14 protein-coding genes are annotated in these 15,994 nt (G+C 72.9%); 7 read left to right on the top strand and 7 right to left on the bottom strand.

Annotated features, from left to right (window positions below):
* Nucleotides 1-181: 181 nt before the first annotated feature.
* The 3 genes from ABZY44_RS23660 to ABZY44_RS23650 are packed head-to-tail and all read left to right on the top strand — an operon-like array spanning nucleotide 182 to nucleotide 3,693.
* A complete protein-coding gene (locus ABZY44_RS23660; protein WP_356656943.1) occupies nucleotides 182-1,420 on the top strand; it encodes a lycopene cyclase family protein in 1,239 nt (412 codons plus the stop codon).
* A 9-nt stretch (nucleotides 1,421-1,429) separates the two neighbouring features.
* Nucleotides 1,430-2,140 (top strand): class I SAM-dependent methyltransferase, encoded by a 711-nt coding sequence (locus ABZY44_RS23655; RefSeq protein WP_356656941.1) that lies wholly within the window; start codon nucleotides 1,430-1,432, stop codon nucleotides 2,138-2,140.
* Nucleotides 2,092-3,693, top strand: a complete 1,602-nt coding sequence (locus ABZY44_RS23650) for an FAD-dependent oxidoreductase (RefSeq protein WP_356656939.1) — start codon at nucleotides 2,092-2,094, stop codon at nucleotides 3,691-3,693. Before ABZY44_RS23655 ends, ABZY44_RS23650 begins: the two co-directional genes overlap by 49 nt.
* 42 nt (nucleotides 3,694-3,735) lie before the next feature.
* Here ABZY44_RS23650 and ABZY44_RS23645 read toward each other — a convergent pair whose 3' ends face one another.
* The 4 genes from ABZY44_RS23645 to ABZY44_RS23630 are packed head-to-tail and all read right to left on the bottom strand — an operon-like array spanning nucleotide 3,736 to nucleotide 8,436.
* Nucleotides 3,736-4,728: a DUF5914 domain-containing protein gene (locus tag ABZY44_RS23645; RefSeq protein ID WP_356656937.1), complete on the bottom strand. Its 993-nt coding sequence runs from the start codon at nucleotides 4,726-4,728 to the stop codon at nucleotides 3,736-3,738.
* Complete coding sequence (locus ABZY44_RS23640; RefSeq protein ID WP_356656935.1) at nucleotides 4,725-5,690, bottom strand: phytoene/squalene synthase family protein; 966 nt, start codon at nucleotides 5,688-5,690, stop codon at nucleotides 4,725-4,727. Before ABZY44_RS23640 ends, ABZY44_RS23645 begins: the two co-directional genes overlap by 4 nt.
* Complete coding sequence (locus ABZY44_RS23635; protein WP_356656933.1) at nucleotides 5,687-7,225, bottom strand: phytoene desaturase; 1,539 nt, start codon at nucleotides 7,223-7,225, stop codon at nucleotides 5,687-5,689. The genes ABZY44_RS23640 and ABZY44_RS23635 overlap by 4 nt, the downstream gene beginning before the upstream one ends.
* Nucleotides 7,222-8,436 (bottom strand): polyprenyl synthetase family protein, encoded by a 1,215-nt coding sequence (locus ABZY44_RS23630; RefSeq protein ID WP_356656931.1) that lies wholly within the window; start codon nucleotides 8,434-8,436, stop codon nucleotides 7,222-7,224. Before ABZY44_RS23630 ends, ABZY44_RS23635 begins: the two co-directional genes overlap by 4 nt.
* Before the next feature lie 302 nt (nucleotides 8,437-8,738).
* On the opposite strand from ABZY44_RS23630, the gene ABZY44_RS23625 reads away from it, so the two are divergent.
* Together ABZY44_RS23625 and ABZY44_RS23620 are read left to right on the top strand one after the other, a co-directional pair.
* Entirely contained in the window at nucleotides 8,739-9,278 is a 540-nt protein-coding gene (locus tag ABZY44_RS23625) for a winged helix-turn-helix domain-containing protein (RefSeq protein WP_356656929.1), read from the top strand.
* Nucleotides 9,275-10,594, top strand: a complete 1,320-nt coding sequence (locus tag ABZY44_RS23620) for an MFS transporter (RefSeq protein WP_356656927.1) — start codon at nucleotides 9,275-9,277, stop codon at nucleotides 10,592-10,594. The genes ABZY44_RS23625 and ABZY44_RS23620 overlap by 4 nt, the downstream gene beginning before the upstream one ends.
* Nucleotides 10,595-10,606: 12 nt before the next feature.
* On the opposite strand, the gene thrS is transcribed toward ABZY44_RS23620, so the two are convergent.
* The 3 genes from thrS to ppk2 all read right to left on the bottom strand — a co-directional run bounded on the left by thrS (nucleotide 10,607) and on the right by ppk2 (nucleotide 14,323).
* On the bottom strand, nucleotides 10,607-12,010 hold the full coding sequence (gene thrS / locus ABZY44_RS23615) for a threonine--tRNA ligase (RefSeq protein WP_356656925.1): 1,404 nt from the start codon (nucleotides 12,008-12,010) through the stop codon (nucleotides 10,607-10,609).
* A 162-nt stretch (nucleotides 12,011-12,172) separates the two neighbouring features.
* Nucleotides 12,173-13,138 (bottom strand): hypothetical protein, encoded by a 966-nt coding sequence (locus ABZY44_RS23610; RefSeq protein WP_356656923.1) that lies wholly within the window; start codon nucleotides 13,136-13,138, stop codon nucleotides 12,173-12,175.
* Nucleotides 13,139-13,336: 198 nt separating this feature from the next.
* The gene (gene ppk2 / locus ABZY44_RS23605) at nucleotides 13,337-14,323 is read right to left on the bottom strand and encodes a polyphosphate kinase 2 (protein WP_356656921.1); all 987 of its coding nucleotides are present in this window, start codon (nucleotides 14,321-14,323) and stop codon (nucleotides 13,337-13,339) included.
* 226 nt (nucleotides 14,324-14,549) lie between these two features.
* Between ppk2 and ABZY44_RS23600 the strand changes: the two genes are divergently transcribed.
* Both ABZY44_RS23600 and ABZY44_RS23595 read left to right on the top strand, forming a co-directional pair.
* The gene (locus tag ABZY44_RS23600) at nucleotides 14,550-14,987 is read left to right on the top strand and encodes a hypothetical protein (protein ID WP_356656919.1); all 438 of its coding nucleotides are present in this window, start codon (nucleotides 14,550-14,552) and stop codon (nucleotides 14,985-14,987) included.
* Between the two features lie 372 nt (nucleotides 14,988-15,359).
* Nucleotides 15,360-15,878 carry a MarR family transcriptional regulator gene (locus tag ABZY44_RS23595; protein WP_356656917.1) on the top strand — a complete coding sequence of 173 codons (519 nt, stop codon included), beginning with the start codon at nucleotides 15,360-15,362 and terminating at the stop codon, nucleotides 15,876-15,878.
* Nucleotides 15,879-15,994: the final 116 nt, after the last annotated feature.

Genomic DNA, 15,994 nt, shown 5'->3' with positions numbered 1-15,994 from the left:
ACGGACACCCGTATGTCCTCCACCGGCCCGCGGTCCGGCGACCGGCAGCCATACGGGCCGGCAGGCGGGTCGGAATTCGCCGCGCGTCCGGCCCCGTTGTCGACGCGTCGTGAAGAGTTCCGGTCGGCGAGGGGTTTTACTGCATCCACGGGGATGCCAGGCACGGAAGTGACCACGGACGATGCGGACGGCGGGAGGCCTGAGGGTGCCCTGGGATGCAGATGTGACCGTGGTCGGTGCCGGGGCAGCCGGCCTGAGCCTGGCAGTCGGGCTCGTGGAGACGACGCCCCGGGGAAGGCCCGCGGCCACGGTGATCGTGGTCGAGGCGCCGCCCGGGCCGTTGCGTCCTCCCGCTCGCACCTGGTGCTATTGGGAAGCAGGCGCCGGACCCTACGACGGCCTGCTGTCGGGAAGCTGGGACCGGCTGCGCGTCCACGGCCCGGACGGCGGGGTCATCGACCGCTCGCTGGGACCGCTCAGGTACAAGATGCTGAGGTCGGACCGCTTCGAGGAGGCCATGACCCGCCGACTGTCCGTCCACGGGGTGAGCCTGCGGCCGATGACCGTGGAGGCGGTGGCCGACGCCGGCGCCGCCGGGGCGGTGGTCCACGGCCGCGACGCCGCGGGGGATCCGGCGGTGCTGCGCGCGGGCCTGGTCTTCGACTCCCGCCCCCCGCGGCAGCTGCCCGCGGCACGGACCACCCTGCTCCAGCACTTCCGGGGCTGGTTCGTGCGCACCGGACGTCCCGCATTCGATCCCGGCGCGGCGACCCTGATGGACTTCCGCGTACCCCAGCCCGCCCACGGGCTGGCCTTCGGTTACGTGTTGCCGCTCAGCCGGTCCGAGGCACTGGTCGAGTACACGGAGTTCTCCCGGGAAGTCCTGGACGAAGCCGCCTACGAGCGCGCCCTGGGGCACTACTGCAGGGCGGTCCTGGGCCTGGGCGACCACACCGTGGTGGAGCGGGAGCAGGGAGTGATCCCGATGACCGACGGCCGGTTCCCCCGGAGCGCCGGACGGCGGGTCCACCTCATCGGGGCCGCGGGCGGTGCGACGCGGCCCTCCACGGGCTACACCTTCGCAGCGATCCAGCGCCAGAGCCGTCAGCTCGCCGAGGCTGTGCTGGCGGGCCGCTCCCCGGACCGGACTCCCCCCGTGCACGGACCCAGGGCCCGGGCCATGGACGCCGTCATGCTGCGGGCGCTGGACACCGGCCGCATCGACGGCGGGGCCTTCTTCGCCCGCCTCTTCTCCGCCGTGCCCGCCGAGCGGATCCTGCGGTTCCTGGACGGGGCGACCTCGCCCTGGGAGGACTTCACAATCGGGCTGCGCACACCCGTCCGTCCCATGCTGCGGTCGCTGTTGGAGCTGCCGCTGCTTCGCCGATCCGTGCCGGCCCGGGTGCCGGGACGAAGCTGAAAGGCCTTCATGTCCCTGCTGCGCGACGACGCGCTGTCGGTCGCCTTCGACCGTGCCGCGTCACGCTACGACCTGTTGGTGCGGGCGAACCCCGGCTACCACGGGCATCTGCGCCGTTCGGCACGCCGCCTGGGCCTGCCGGACGGCGGCCGCGGCGCCCGCGTCCTGGATCTCGGCTGCGGTACCGGCGCCTCGACGGCCGCCCTCCTGTCGGCCGCCGCGGAGGCCGACATCACCGGGGTGGACGCCTCGCCGGGCATGCTGGAGAGGGCCACAGCCAAGAGCTGGCCGGCCGGGGTCCGCTTCGTCCGGGCGTCGGCCGGCCGGCTGGCCGAGGCCGGGGTCGAGGGCCCCTTCGACGCCGTCTTCGCGGCCTACGTGGTGCGCAACGTGCCCGATCCGGACCGGGCGCTGGCCGCCGTACGCGCCACGATGGCGCCGGGCGGGCGGATCGCCGTGCACGAGTACGCGCTCAGTGGGAAGCCGGTGCACCGGGCGCTGTGGACGGCCGTGTGCCGCACCGTGATCATGCCTCTGGGGCGGGCCGGCGGGGACGCCGGGCTGTACGAGCACCTGTGGCGCAGCGTGCTCGACTTCGACACCGCCGGGGAGTTCGCGGAACGGATGCGCGCCGCCGGGTTCACGGACGTGCGGGTGCTGCCCCTGCCGGGATGGCAGACGGGCATCACCCACACCTTCGTCGGCCGGGTCGCCGAGTGAACCGGGGGGTCCGCCCGGGCCGGGACCGGCGCGCCCGGCGGATCGACGGGCGGGGCGGGCGGGCGCGGGTCGAGGGGGACGCTCCGCGGGTGGCGGTGGTCGGCGGGGGCATCGCCGGACTGGCAGCGGCCACGGTGCTCGCCGAGCGCGGTGTGCGCGTGAGCGTCTACGAACGGGACCAGCAGCTCGGCGGCAGGCTGGCCGGCTGGCGGACGCAGCTGGCGGACGGTTCACAGGTCACGATGAGCCGGGGCTTCCACGCGTTCTTCCGGCAGTACTACAACCTGAGGGCGCTGCTGAGGCGTACGGATCCGGGCCTCAACGGCCTGACGGGGCTGGCGGACTATCCCCTGCGGCACCGCGACGGCGGTCAGGACAGCTTTGCCCGCGTGCCGCGCACGCCGCCGCTCAGCGCCCTCGGGTTCGTCGCGCAGAGCCCGTCGTTCGGCTGGAGGGATCTGGGCCGGATGAACCCGCGGGCGGCCCTGCCGCTGCTGGACGTGGGTGTTCCCGGGGTCTACGAGGCACTGGACCAGGTCAGTGCCAGCGAGTTCCTGGCCTCGATCCGCTTCCCTGAAGCGGCCCTCCACCTGGCCTTCGACGTGTTCTCGCGCAGCTTCTTCGCCGACCCGGCCACCCTGTCGGCGGCCGAACTGGCGCTGATGTTCCACATCTACTTCCTCGGATCGAGCGAGGGGCTGCTGTTCGACGTGCCCCGCGAGCCGTTCCCGCAGGCCCTGTGGGATCCGCTGGCCCGTCACCTGGACGGGCTGGGCGTGCGGATCCGTACGGGCACGGCGGTGCACGGGGTGCGCCCCGTCGGCGAGGAGCAGGTGGACGTCGTCACGGAGGCCGGCGCAGAACGCTGTGACGCCGTCGTACTGGCCCTGGACACCGGGGGGCTCAAGGCCGTGGTCGGCGCGTCGCCCGAGTTGCTGAACCCGGTGTGGCGCGAGCGGATCGCCGGACTGAGGACGGCGCCGGCGTTCCTGGTCTCCCGGCTGTGGCTGTCCGCTCCGGTCGCGGGCACGCGCCCCGGCTTCCTCGGCACCAGTGGGTTCGGCGGCCTCGACAACGTCACCGTCCTGGACCGGTTCGAGGGCGAGGCGCACCGCTGGGCGCTGAAGACCGGCGGTTCGGTGGTGGAGCTGCACGCCTACGCGGTCGATCCGGCGGAGCGGCGCCAGCAGGTACAGGAGGGGCTGCTGGGGCAGCTGCGCGAGGCGTATCCGGAGACATCGGCCGCTGGGATCGTGGACGCCCGGCACGAGTGGCGCGAGGACTGTCCGCTGTTCACCGTGGGCGGCTACCAGGACCGGCCCGCCGTGCGTACGGGGGACCCGCGGGTGGTGCTCGCCGGTGACCTGGTGCGGACCGACCTGCCGGTGGCCCTGATGGAAAGGGCGGCCACCAGCGGGTTCCTGGCGGCGAACGCGCTGCTGGAACGCTGGGGCGTGCGGGGCGAGACGCTGTGGACGGTGCCGGACCGCGGCAGGTCCGCGCCGGCCCGGGCCCTGGCGGGCTGGGGACGCCGGGCGGCAGCGGCGTCATGACGTCCTGCCGCGCCCGGCCGGCCCCGGCCCGGTGAAGGCGGCTCAGCCGGGGAAGCGGCCGGTGCTGCGCAGCTCCCAGCGCCGCTCGGCGTAGGAGAAGTCGTCCTGCCACAGGCGGCCGGCCGCGCGCCTCATGAGGGGGCGCAGGAGGGGGGCGGCGCCGCGGGCGAGGGCGAAGCCCGTCCGCTCGGAGGTGGCGAGGGTCGCCTCGGTCACCCGGGTGCGGGGGCGGCCGTCCGCGCCGGGGCCCAGCGGCGTGGCGTGCGTCTCGACGACGGAGCCCGCGCCCTCGCCCTCGGTGATGGTCATGAGGACGGTCCGTGGGCCGGGGGCGGTGAACGCGGCGGTGACCGGCACCACCACGCGGCCGGCGACCTTGAAGGAGACGCGCACGGTGAGGACGTCGGTCTCGGCGCCGTCGTCGAGGACGGTGAGGTCGACGAACGAGTAGGGGTGCAGCCATGCGCCGTGCCAGGGATCGAGGCGGTTGGCGACGATGTCCTCGGGTTCGCAGACGCCGGTGCCCGAGTAGACGGCGGTCAGACAGGCGCCGGCCGGCGGCCGGGCCGGCAGCACGGGCCGGTCGAGGGGGTCCTCGCCGCCGTGCGCGTCGAGCCGTACCCAGACCAGGGTCCCGTCGTCGTGGGCGGGGTAGGGGTTCCAGCCGGCGAAGGGGGCCCCGCTCAGGGCGAGTCCGTGCCAGGGGCAGACCAGGGTGCCGCAGCGCACCGGGGCCCGCGCCAGCGGGGCGCCGAGGTGGGGGCACGCGCCGGGGCCGGCGGTCAGGACGCCTTCGGAGTCGCGCCAGGCCACGATCTCCGTGCCGTCGACCGTGGTCCCGTGGCTGCGGTCGGCGCCGACCGCGGTGGACGGCCCCAGGACGTACCAGTTCCCGGTGGGAAGGGCCTGGGCCCGTTTGAGGGCGGCGTCGATCAGGCGTGGCGAGGCGTCCCGCCAGGTCGGCTCCTGCCGGTGCCAGGCCACGGGCGTGCGGCGCAGGCTGAGCGGGACGCGGAGGCGGGATCGCGGACTCACCGGGACGGCTCCTCGAGGACACGGGCGGCAGGCGCCCCGAGCCGCGCTGCCGTGATCTTGGCCAGGCCGGCCGCGGCGACGGCGGCCCGTCGGCCGAGGGGCACGGCGGAGCGGCGGTGGACGCTGGCGTACCCGTCCCGGGCGACGGCGTCCAGGATCTCGCCGTAGAGGACGAAGGCGGTGCGCACGCAGGGCCGGGAGACGGGTTCGAGCATGTCCAGGCCCGGTTCCGCCTGCGCGTAGAACCCCCGGGTGAGGGCGATGGCGGAGCGCAGGGCGCGGGTGATGCGGGGGTCGGATCGGCCGGTACGTCTGCTCCAGCGCAGGAGGTCCCGGTCCACGCCGTCGGCGGCGAGCAGGTCGGCGGGCAGGTAGACCCGGTCGCGGTCGAGGTCCTCGCCGACGTCCCGGATGAAATTGGTGAGCTGGAACGCCTCGCCGAGGGCGGCGGCGTGCGGGGCCGCCTCGTCCCGGGGGGTGACGTGTCCCAGGACCGGGAGCATCTGGAGGCCGATGACGGCGGCGGACCCGTGCATGTAGCCGCGCAGCGCGTCCAAGGTGCCGTAGTCGGTGGTGCCGAGGTCACTTCGCATGGAGGTGAGGAAGTCGTCGAAGTGGCGGTGGGGGATCCGGTAGCGGTACGCGGTGTGGGCGAGCGCGGTGACGACGGGGTGGTGTGCGGGACCGCCGTTCATCGCGGTCCGCAGGTCGTGGGAGAGGGCCTGGAGCCGCTCCGCCCGGTCGGTGCGCTCGGCGGGGGCGGTCAGGTCGTCGACGATGTCGTCGGCGAGCCGGGCGAAGGCGTAGAGGGCGTGGACGGCGGGACGGCGTGCCGCGGGCAGGAGCCGGGTGGCGAGGAAGTACGTCTTCCCGTGCTGGGCGTTGAGGCGGCGGCAGCCTGCGTAGGCGCTGCGCAGGGCCGGGTCGGTGAGGGCGGCGGCGTCGAGTTCGCGTCGCGTCATGCGGTGCTGCCTTTCGTCGCGGCCGGGCGGGTCGGCGTGGTGCGGTGGCGGACGTGGGACACGCCGGTGATGCGGGCGGCGGCGAGACGGCCGGAGATCAGGACGGTGGGGACGCCGACTCCCGGTGTGGTGCCGCAGCCCGCGAGGACGGCGTTGGCGGTTCCGCGGACGAGGTTGCGGGGGCGGAAGGGGCCGGTCTGGGGAAAGGTGTGGGCGACGGAGAAGGGCGTGCCGGCCCCGTGGCCCTGGGCGGTCCAGTCGGCGGGGGTGACGAGCACCTCGGTCTCGGCCGCGGCTTCGAACCCGGTCAGGCCGCGGCGCTCCAGTTCGCGCAGCAGGCTGTCCCGGTAGCGCGGGCCCAGCTCTTTCCAGGAGGCCGCGCGGGGACCCGTGGCGGTGTTGGGGCAGGGCGCGAGGACGTAATGGGTGTGCCTGGCCGGCGGTGCGAGGTCCGGGTCGGTCGCGGTGGGGCGGGTGATGAGGAGGGAGGGGTCGCTCATCAGACGTCCGGTGTCGGTGAGCTCGCGGAAGGTCTGCTTCCAGGCGGCGCCGAAGGAGAGGGTGTGGTGCGCCAGTTCGGGCCAGGTGCGGTCGCTGCCCACGTGCAGGACGACGGCCGACGGGGAGTGGCGCAGGGCGAGCGGACGGCGCGGGGACGCGCCGAGCAGCTGGTAGGTGAGCGGCAGGTCGGGGGTGAGGACGACCGCATCGCACGGGATGCGCTGCCGGTCCGTGACCACGGCGGTGATCCGCTCGCCGGTGCGCTCCAGCCGGGTCACGCTCTCGCCGTGGACGAGGGTGGCGCCCGCGTCCACTGCCGCCGCGGACAGGGCCGTGGGTACGGCGTGCATGCCGCCCTTCGGGAAGTACACCCCGGCGACGGTGTCCATGTAGGCGATGACGGCGTAGGCCGCGAGTGCCCGGGCCGGAGGGACACCCGCGTAGAGGGCCTGGAAGGTGAAGACGCGCTGCAGCCGCTCGTCGGTGATGAACCGGCCGATCTTCGGCTGCAGGCGGCCGAAGCCACCGAGTGCGGCGAGGCGGGCCAGGTCGGGGTGCAGGAGGGAGAAGGGCGAGTCGAAGTTGGCTTCGATGAACCGGCCCATCTGGGCCTGGTAGATATCGTGCAGCCAGCGGCGCAGTCGTCGGTAGCCGGCCGCGTCCCGGCCTCCGGCGAAGCGTTCGATCTCCGCCTCCATGGCCTGGGCGCCGGTGTGGACGTCGAGGCTGCTGCCGTCGGCGAACCGGGCGTGGTAGGCGGGGTGGAGGGCGTGCAGGGTCAGCCGGTCGGACAAGGTCTCGCCGACCGCGGCGAAGGCTTCCTCCAGCAGGTGCGGCATGGTGAGCACCGTGGGTCCGGTGTCGAAGCGGTACCCGTCGCGCTCGACGAGGCCGGCCCGGCCCCCTGGCAGGGGGTCGCGTTCCACGAGGGTGACGCGGCGGCCCGCGCCGAGCAGGTGGAGGGCTGCCGACAGGCCCGCGAGCCCGGCGCCCACGACGACCACGTGATCGGTACGTCCGGTGATCGTCCTCATCGGGAGCTCCCGCCGGGTCCGGCCGGTTCCGTCGTGAGGTGGCCGCACCGCGGCGGCGAGGCCACCTGTGCCAGGAGAGCGGACAGGTGCCGGGCGGAGGGGTCTTGGAGGGCCGCGGCGGCCAGGTGACGGCCGGACGCCCGGGACAGGCGCTCGATGCGCCGCTCGACCCGCGCCGGAGCGCCGGTGGAGCGCAGCGCTTCGCGTACCGAGGACAGGACGGCCCCGGAGAGCGGAGCGTTCCCGCGACAGCCCCGCAGGAGATCGAGGACGGGGGTGCCGGCGACGGCCCGCGCCCCCGAGTGGGCCAGGGCCAGGAGATAGGTCGCCTTCCCGGAGCGGATGTCCTCTCCCGAGGGCTTGCCGGTCACCGCGGGGTCGCCGAACACGCCGAGGAGGTCGTCGCGCAGCTGGAAGGCTATGCCGGCGCACCGCCCGGCGGCCGTCAGGGCACGGGTGGTCGCCTCGTCGGATCCGGCCAGCGCCGCCCCCAGGGCCAGAGGCTGTTCGACGGTGTAGCGGGCGGTCTTGAGGCAGGCGGTGCGCATCGCCTGCACGGCGGAGCGGGACGAGGTCGCCTGGCCGTGCAGGTCCAGGTACTGACCGGCGATCATCTCCGTCCGCATGGCCCGCCAGACCCTCAGGACCTCGGCACGAACCGGCGGCTCCAGATCGGCTTCCGCGACGAGGTCGTCGGCCCAGGACAGCGCGAGGTCCCCGGCGAGGACCGCTGCCGACTGGGCGAACGCCGACAGGCCCGGTTCCGCCGCGGCTACGGACCGGGAGTACTGGGATGCGATCTGCGCGTGGAAGGAAGGACCGCCGCGGCGTACCTCCGACTGGTCCATGACGTCGTCGTGGACCAGGGCGCAGCTCTGGATGAGTTCGAGCGCGGCGGCCACCCGCAGGGCGCCGGGGACGTGGGCGTCCGTGCCTCCGCAGGCCCGCAGCGCCCACCAGAGGAGTCGAGGCCGGATCCTCGAGCCGCCGCCGCACGTGAAGGTGGCGAGCCGTTCCGCGACATCGCGGGCGAAGACGGGGTCGAGGGAACGGCTGTGGGCGACGAAGTGGGCGCAGCAGCGTTCCAGTTCCGCGGTGACGGCCTCGGCCACGGCCTCGTCGACGACTGCCGCAGCGATCGTCGGGGGCCCGGGCAGGGCCAGGCGGTGGGGGGCCGTGACGTGATGGCGGGCAACCGGCCTCGCATGCATCTGGTCCTCCGTGTCGTGAAGTGGTGCTTGCCACCTGTTCCGCGTTCACCGGGCGGACGGATGCACCGCCCGCTCTTCGGCCGCCGAGCCATGGGTCCCCGTAGCACGAGCGGTTCAGACGGCAGCTCTGGCCGAACCACTCAATGGGTGCACGGCGCAGGCGAGCAGACGGACCATCGGCCGACGGAGCGGGCCCCACGTCCCGGCCGGTCGGCAGAGCGCGGCGGTGCGGGCCCCACGTCCCGGACAGCTGGTCCGCAACCCCCTTGCGCAATGGTCAAGAAACGTTGACCATTGGCGGCATGTCGACCGAAGACCTGCCAGAGACACTCCACGTCACCACCGACGATCAGTTGCGCGCCGTCTCCAACCTCACGCGTCACCGGATCATGGCCGTGCTCCGCTTCGAGCCCGCGACGATCACGCAGATCGCCGAGCGGGTGGGCCTCGCGAAAGGAAGTTCCAGCTACCACGTACGGCTGCTCGAACGGGCCGGCCTGGTGAAGGTGGTACGCACCCGGAAGGTACGCGGCGTCACCGAGCGGTACTACGCGATGGCCGCTCGGGCGATCGTCCTTCCGGACCCGGGGGAGGGAGGGCCGGACGTCCTGATGCGGCATGCGGTGGCGGACCTGGAGGCAGCGCCGGCCGACGGTGGGCGTCACGTACGGATGGCGCATCTACGGCTCACCGAGGAGCAGTTCGCGGAACTCGGGGCGCGGCTGGAGGCACTGGCGGACGAGTACCGGGAGCTGTCCGACCCGTCGCTGCCGGACGCGTCGCTCGTCTTCGCACTGTTCCACCCGGCACCGCGCCAGCAGGTCCAGGGGGACAGCAAGTGACCACGGAATCAAGCAAGTTGCCGGTCGGTTTCGGACGGCTGTGGACCGCGCAGACGGTGTCCTCGCTCGGCGACGGGGTGACGCACGCCGCGCTGCCGCTGCTCGCGTTGACGCTGACACGGGATCCGATGGCGCTCGCCGTCGTCACCGCCGCCGGAACACTGCCGTGGCTGCTCTTCGGAGTGCTCGGCGGAGCGCTCGTGGACCGCTGGGACCGCCGGCGCACGATGTGGGTCACGGACGCGGCGCGTGCGGCACTGCTCGCGATACCGGCGGCAGCGGCCGCGCTCGACATGCTGAGCGTTCCGCTGCTCGCGGTCCTCGCCTTCCTGCTCGGCCTCGGCGCACTCTTCTTCGACACGGCCGCCACGGCCTATCTGCCGGATCTGCTCGGCCGCGACCCCGCGCTCCTGGAGCGCGCCAACTCCCGCCTGCGCGGCGCCCAGACCGCCGCGTCCGGCTTCGCGGGGCCACCCGCGGGCAGCGCCCTGCTCGCGCTCGGGCGGGCGGTTCCGCTGCTCGCCGACGCGGTGTCGTTCGCACTCTCCGCAGTGCTCGTACGGTCACTGCCCGCCGCACCCCGGCCCGTACCGCAGGCCCGTGAGTCGCTGCTGCGGCAGGCGCGGGCCGGCGCCTCGTACGTAGTGCGCGATCGGTTGCTGCTCGGCCTCGCGCTGCGTCCGGCGGTCGGGAACACCGCCTTCCTCGCCGTCGAGACCGTACTCGCCCTCTTCGCCCACGATCGTCTCGGCATCGACGCCTTCGGCTTCGGCCTGCTCCTCACGGCGGAGGCCACAGGCGGTCTGCTCGGCGCGGGCATCGCCTCCTTCCTCGGCCGGCGACTCGGCACCGGCACCGCACTGACCTGCACGGCCGCAGCCGAGGGACTCGCCGTCCTGGGCCTCGCCGCCGCCCCGGACCCGTACGTCGCCGGGCTCGCGCTCGCCGTCTGCGGAGCGGGCATGGGCGCCACGATGGTGATCGGCCCCTCCCTCCGGCAGGCGATCGTCCCCGCCCACCTGATGGGGCGGGTCGCCTCCACCTCCCGCATGCTCGCCATGTGCGCCGCCCCGTTCGGCGCCTTCCTCGGCGGCTGGCTCGCCACCACCTACGACGTGCGCACCCCGCTCTACACCGCCGCCGGCCTCCTCCTCACCATGACCGCCGTCACGTCGACCATGACCAGCAACCGCCGGGTCGAGGCGGCGCTGCGTGCCACCGCCCCGGCCGGCGATCTGGTCCACCCGCAGTCCCCGGATCCCGTTCAGGAGCGAGCCGTCACCGGCGCTCTCGCCCCGGGTGACGGCAGGCGCTGACAGCGCCGCCCGCTATGCGGCCGCGTCGTCCCACAGGCCGGTGCTGTGGGCCTCGACGAGAGCGGCGATACGGGTGAGCACGGCGTCGGCCGGCTGCGCGTCGAGTCGGCGTCCGTCACGCAGCCGCAGGGCTACGTGGCCGCCAGCGGCTTCCCTGGCGCCGATGACGGCTTGGTAGGGAACCAGGCGGGCTTCACGGACACGGGCGCCCAGAGTGCCGCGGTCGGGCCCTGCGATCTCCGCCCGGAGTCCGAGGGCGGCACATCGTCGGGCGAGGGCAGCGGCATTCGGCAGTTCGGCGTCGGAGATCGGGAGGATCGCCAGTTGGGTGGGGGCGAGCCAGGCGGGGAAGGCCCCGCCGTGCTGTTCGACGAGATGGGCGACGGCCCGCTCCACACTGCCGATGATGCTGCGGTGGACCATGACCGGACGGTGTTTGGCGCCGTCCGCGCCGACGTAGTGCAGGTCGAACTGCTCGGGCTGGTGGAAGTCGACCTGGACGGTGGAGAGGGTGGACTCCCGCCCGGCGTTGTCGGTGACCTGGACGTCGATCTTGGGGCCGTAGAACGCGGCCTCCCCTTCGGCCGCCTCGTAGGGCAGGCCGGAGCGGTCGAGGACGTCGGTCAGCAGGGCGGTGGACCGCCGCCACTTCTCGGGGGCCGCGACGTACTTGCCGCCAGGACCCGGGAGGGAGAGCCGGTAGCGGGCCGGGGTGATGCCGAGCGCCTCGTACGCCCGGCGGATCATCTCCAGCGCGGCCCGGGCCTCCTCGGCGACCTGGTCCAGAGTGCAGAAGATGTGCGCGTCGTTGAGCTGGATGGCCCGGACCCGGGTCAGTCCGCCGAGCACCCCGGAGAGTTCGGAGCGGTACATGCCTCCCAGCTCGGCCATCCGCAGGGGAAGCTCGCGGTAGCTGTGGGAGCGGGAGCGGTAGATCACGGCGTGATGAGGACACAGACTCGGCCGCAGCACGACCTGCTCCCCACCGAGGTCCATCGGGGGGAACATGTCGTCGTTGTAGTGCGCCCAGTGTCCCGAGATCTCGTACAGCTCCCGTTTGCCGAGCACCGGCGAGTACACGTGGCGGTACCCGGCGCGCCGCTCGGCGGCGCGGATGTACTCCTCCAGGGTGTGCCGCACGGTGGCGCCGTCGGGCAGCCAGTACGGCAGGCCCGCGCCGATCAGCGGGTCGGTGTCGAACAGGCCCAGTTCACGGCCGAGCTTGCGGTGGTCATGCATGGCGGTCTCCTCGCGGACATCGGGCGAGTGACCGCACAGGAGAAGCCCCGGGGCACTCGCCCCGGGGCTTCGGACTGAAACGTCTGTCAGCGCGCCGGGACACTCTCCGGCGTCGTCGTCACAGCAGCGCGCTTCATGCCCAAAACGTAGCAGGCCGTACGACGTCCGCACGGGCATTTATTCGTCAGGTGAACCCGGGTCACGCGCACGGCGAAGCCTCGCCGGCTGCGAAGCCTCGGGGCTGCGGAGGCGAGCCGGCACGCCCGTCGACGTCGCCGCGGTCCTCCCGAGCTGGCTCCGTCGGCGCGGGCCGCGACCCGCAGGGTCCTCGGTAGTGCGTCAGTACCCGCCGAAGTGGAAACCACCGGTGAATCCGCCTGTTCCACCCGTGCCCGTGCCGCCGATCAGGCGGGACGAGCTCTGGCTCCGTGGGGGCGACGTGAAGGTGCGGTAGTCCTCGTAGAACAATTCCCGCCACCAGTTCTCGAAGCTCACTCCTTCCAGCTCGCGTTCCGTCGCGGTGATGGCCGCACGGTCCCATCGCAGATGGGCCGGCTTCTGGTCTTTGAGAGCCCGGCGCAGAACTGACACGTCGACGGGCGCCTCGACCTGCGGCGAAGCCGCTCCGAGGCCGTCGCCGACAGGTACGTCGTGCCGGAAGACGCATGCGGTCGACTGGGCGTCCGTTGCCATCGACCAGCACCAGAGGGGCCGTTCGGCGAACTCGGCCCTGCGGCCACGAGCCTCCCCTTCCTTCCGCGCCTGCTCGGCGGCATTGTCCCGCACGACCTGGATCGCTTGCAGGATCTCCAGGCGGACCGGCTTGTAGGCCTCACTGGCCTCGTGCATGACCCGGTCGTAGCGCTGCCGGGTCTGCTCCCAGCCGCGCAGGGCGAGGGGCGCGGCGAAGCGCCTCCACCGCGGGACGGACCCGGCGCGGCGGAGGGCGGCAAGCAGTTCGGCGCTGATGTCGTCCACGGCGGTGGCGTAGGCGACGGCGGCTTCGACCCAGCGGCGGCAGGTCTGCGCAGTGCACGGCAAGAGGCAGCTCTGCTGCCGGGTCGGGAGGGCCACGCCCGCCGTGTCGAACTGGAAGTTATGAGCTGGGTCACGCGGCTGGGGGGTCCGCACCAGGAAGACCGGTCCTACGAAGAAGGGGGCTGGCCGCCATCCGTCGAGAAGCCATTCGGGTTGGGTCTCCAGGACGTGGACCTTGCCGTCCTTGGGGCCGACCAGCTCGCCGCCTCGCTGCCGGGGCAACACCGTCACGTACCGGGGGAGGTGCTGCAGTTCCGAGCGACTCATCGGCTCTCCCCCCTCGCATGACCGTCCTCCCATGGTGCCGTCGTGCCCACCCGTCAGGCAACGTCTCCGCACCGCCGGTTGCTCGTGTGCCGCGGGACCGGACGACGAGCACGGCGCTCCTTGCCACGCCCGTCGCGGCGCTCGACGTTCGCGATCGGCGTCCCGGTCCGGGTTCCCTCGAGGTCGACGCGCGGCCCGTCAATCGGGATGACTGCCCCGGCCGACGCGGGGGTGGGCGAGCGGGGTCGGGGACAGGTCGGTGTCCTCCTCACCGGTTTCGAGCAGGGTGTCGGCCGCGCCGACCACGAGGGGGTCGGGGGAGCCGACGGCCCCCTCGTCCTTGCTCCCGTACTCGAAACGGGTCAGCAGGCTGCGCATGGCTTCGAGGCGGCCGCGCCGCTTGTCGTTGCTCTTGACGACGGTCCAGGGCGCGTGCGCGGTGTCGGTCGCCCGGAACATGTCGACCTTGGCCGCCGTGTAGTCGTCCCACCGGTCCAGCGACTGGAGATCGACGGGGGAGAGCTTCCACTGGCGCACCGGGTCCACCTGACGGATCGCGAACCGCGTGTGCTGCTCCGCCCGGGACACCGAGAACCAGAACTTCACCAGCAGCAGGCCGTCCTCGACGAGCATCCGCTCGAAAGCGGGACACTGGTGCAGGAACAGCCGGCACTCCCCCTCGTCGCAGAAGCCCATCACCCGCTCCACGCCCGCCCGGTTGTACCAGGAGCGGTCGAAGAACACGATCTCGCCGACTGCGGGCAGGTGAGCGGTGTACCGCTGGAAGTACCACTGGCTCGATTCCGTCTCGGTGGGCTTGCCGAGCGCCACGACCCGCGCACCGCGTGGGTTGAGGCGCTCGGTGAACCGTTTGATCGTGCCGCCCTTTCCGGCCGCGTCCCGGCCTTCGCAGATCACCACCAGGCGCTGCCCGCTCTCCTGCACCCACCGCTGCAGCTTGAGCATCTCGATCTGCAGGATTCGTTTCTGCCGCTCGTACTCCGCTCGGCGGATCTTGTGGAAGTACGGGTAGTTCTCCCGCCACGTCTCGATCGAGTGGCCCGAGGCGTCCAGCAACACCGGCTGCTCGGGTCTGGACGTGTCGACGGTGAGGCCGCGCAGCAGCCGCCCGGAGGGGGTGGCGCCCGCGTCTTCCGGGCCTTCTGGAGCTTCTGGTTCCTTCACACCGGGCACCTGCCCGCCCTGCCGGAGGTCATGTGAAGAGGGTCCGCATGCGGTCCGCATGCGGTTCGGACCGTCGGCCGCCCCGGGGCCTGCTGGACAGATCCAGCACGCTGGAGGGTTCAGATCTCGATCAACTTATGGTTAAGTGACATGTGAAATTTCACATGTCACATTCTCAGTCCGGAAGCCTCGGGCCGAGGCCGTGATCCACCAGAAGGAGATTCCCGTGAACCGCTTAGCCCTCCTCGCCGCCGGTACCGCAGGTCTGGCCGCTTTCGCGATCACCCCCGCCAGCGCCACTGCCCAGTCGGCCAACGCCACGGCGACCGTCACCTCCTGCGGGAACTCGGGCCTTCAGGTGGGCCTGTCCACGCGGTTGTGTGCCGAAGTCACCGGCAACTCCGTCGTGTTCTACGGCAAGGTCGGGCTGGCAGGGCCGGCGCCCGTCTCGAAGCAACTGATCGCCACGCTGTCCGCGGAGGTGGTCGGTAGCGGCGCGCCCAACACGCAGAACTGGTACGCCTCCTTCAACTCGGCGCCCCTCGAGCTGCGCGGCGCGGCCAACACCGTCCCGTGCGGCTCCACCATCCGTGGCACCTTCGGCGTGGCCTCCTTCCCCCAGTCGGCCAACCCCGTCACCCACGAGGTCACCGTCACCTGCTAGCAGCCGGTACGCGCTCGGCCTGGCCGCGCCGCCCCGGACTCCTGCTCGAGCTGCTGCGCGAGGCACCGCGTGGCCGGGGTGCGGGCGGCGCGATCCGGCTGACCGAACGCCCATGCCGACCGTGACGTTCGGGTCGGGCGCGGCGCTCCCCGTCCAGGAGCGCCACCCGTCACGGCGACCGATCAGCCGGAGGCGGCGGACAGGACCGCATCCACGAGCCTGTCCGCCGCATCCGGCCGCCCAGGGCACCCTGGCCCGCTCCGTCGTCGCCGACGGATCCACCGCGACGTGACCGTGACCGTCTTGGGCGCGATCCCCTCGCGAGCGGACCGCGCCTTGACAAGCTAAATGATTAGCCGCCATATTACTTACATGACGAGGGACGGCATCGATACCGAGGCGCCCACGCTGGACCAGGCCAGGCGGCAGGTCGAGCACTACGGACTGGAGGTCGATCCGCAGGCGGTGCTGGTCGCGGTGCGGCTGATCTCGGCGGGCGCGAGGGTCGGCCGGGCGGCCGAGGTCCACTTCGCCAGGTTCGGCCTGTCGACGGGGCGCTACCGACTGCTCGCCGACCTCGAAGACCACGGCGGGGAGAAGTCCCCCTCGCGCCTTGCGGTCGACCTGGGCGTCTCAAGGGCCACGGTCACCGGCCTGCTGGACGGCCTTGAGCGTGAGGGCCTGATCGCCCGCCGCCCGTCCGCTGAGGACGGCCGGGGCACGGTGGCCGTCCTGACCGCGCGCGGAGCCCAGCGCCTGCGCGACATGGCGTCCGACCATTTCGGGAGACTTGAAGCCATGGTGGGCGGGCTTTCCGTCGAGGAGCGCGCGGTGTTCCTGGATCTGCTCGCCCGCGTCGTGCGCGGCAGTGCGGCCCTGGCTGCTGACTGACCCGCATCTCGGTTACCCGCCCTCGGGGCGGGTCCTTTTTTGAGGTGATAGTTAGGCGCCTAATTATATTGCGAAGCCGCCCTTCCGGCCCCGGCCGAAACCCTCCCCTTCCCTCA

Origin of the sequence: Streptomyces sp. NPDC006544 (assembly GCF_040611715.1) — a bacterium.
Lineage (GTDB): Bacteria > Actinomycetota > Actinomycetes > Streptomycetales > Streptomycetaceae > Streptomyces.
Note: the sequence above shows the minus strand (reverse complement) of the source record. Positions and strands in the feature narration are given on the sequence as shown.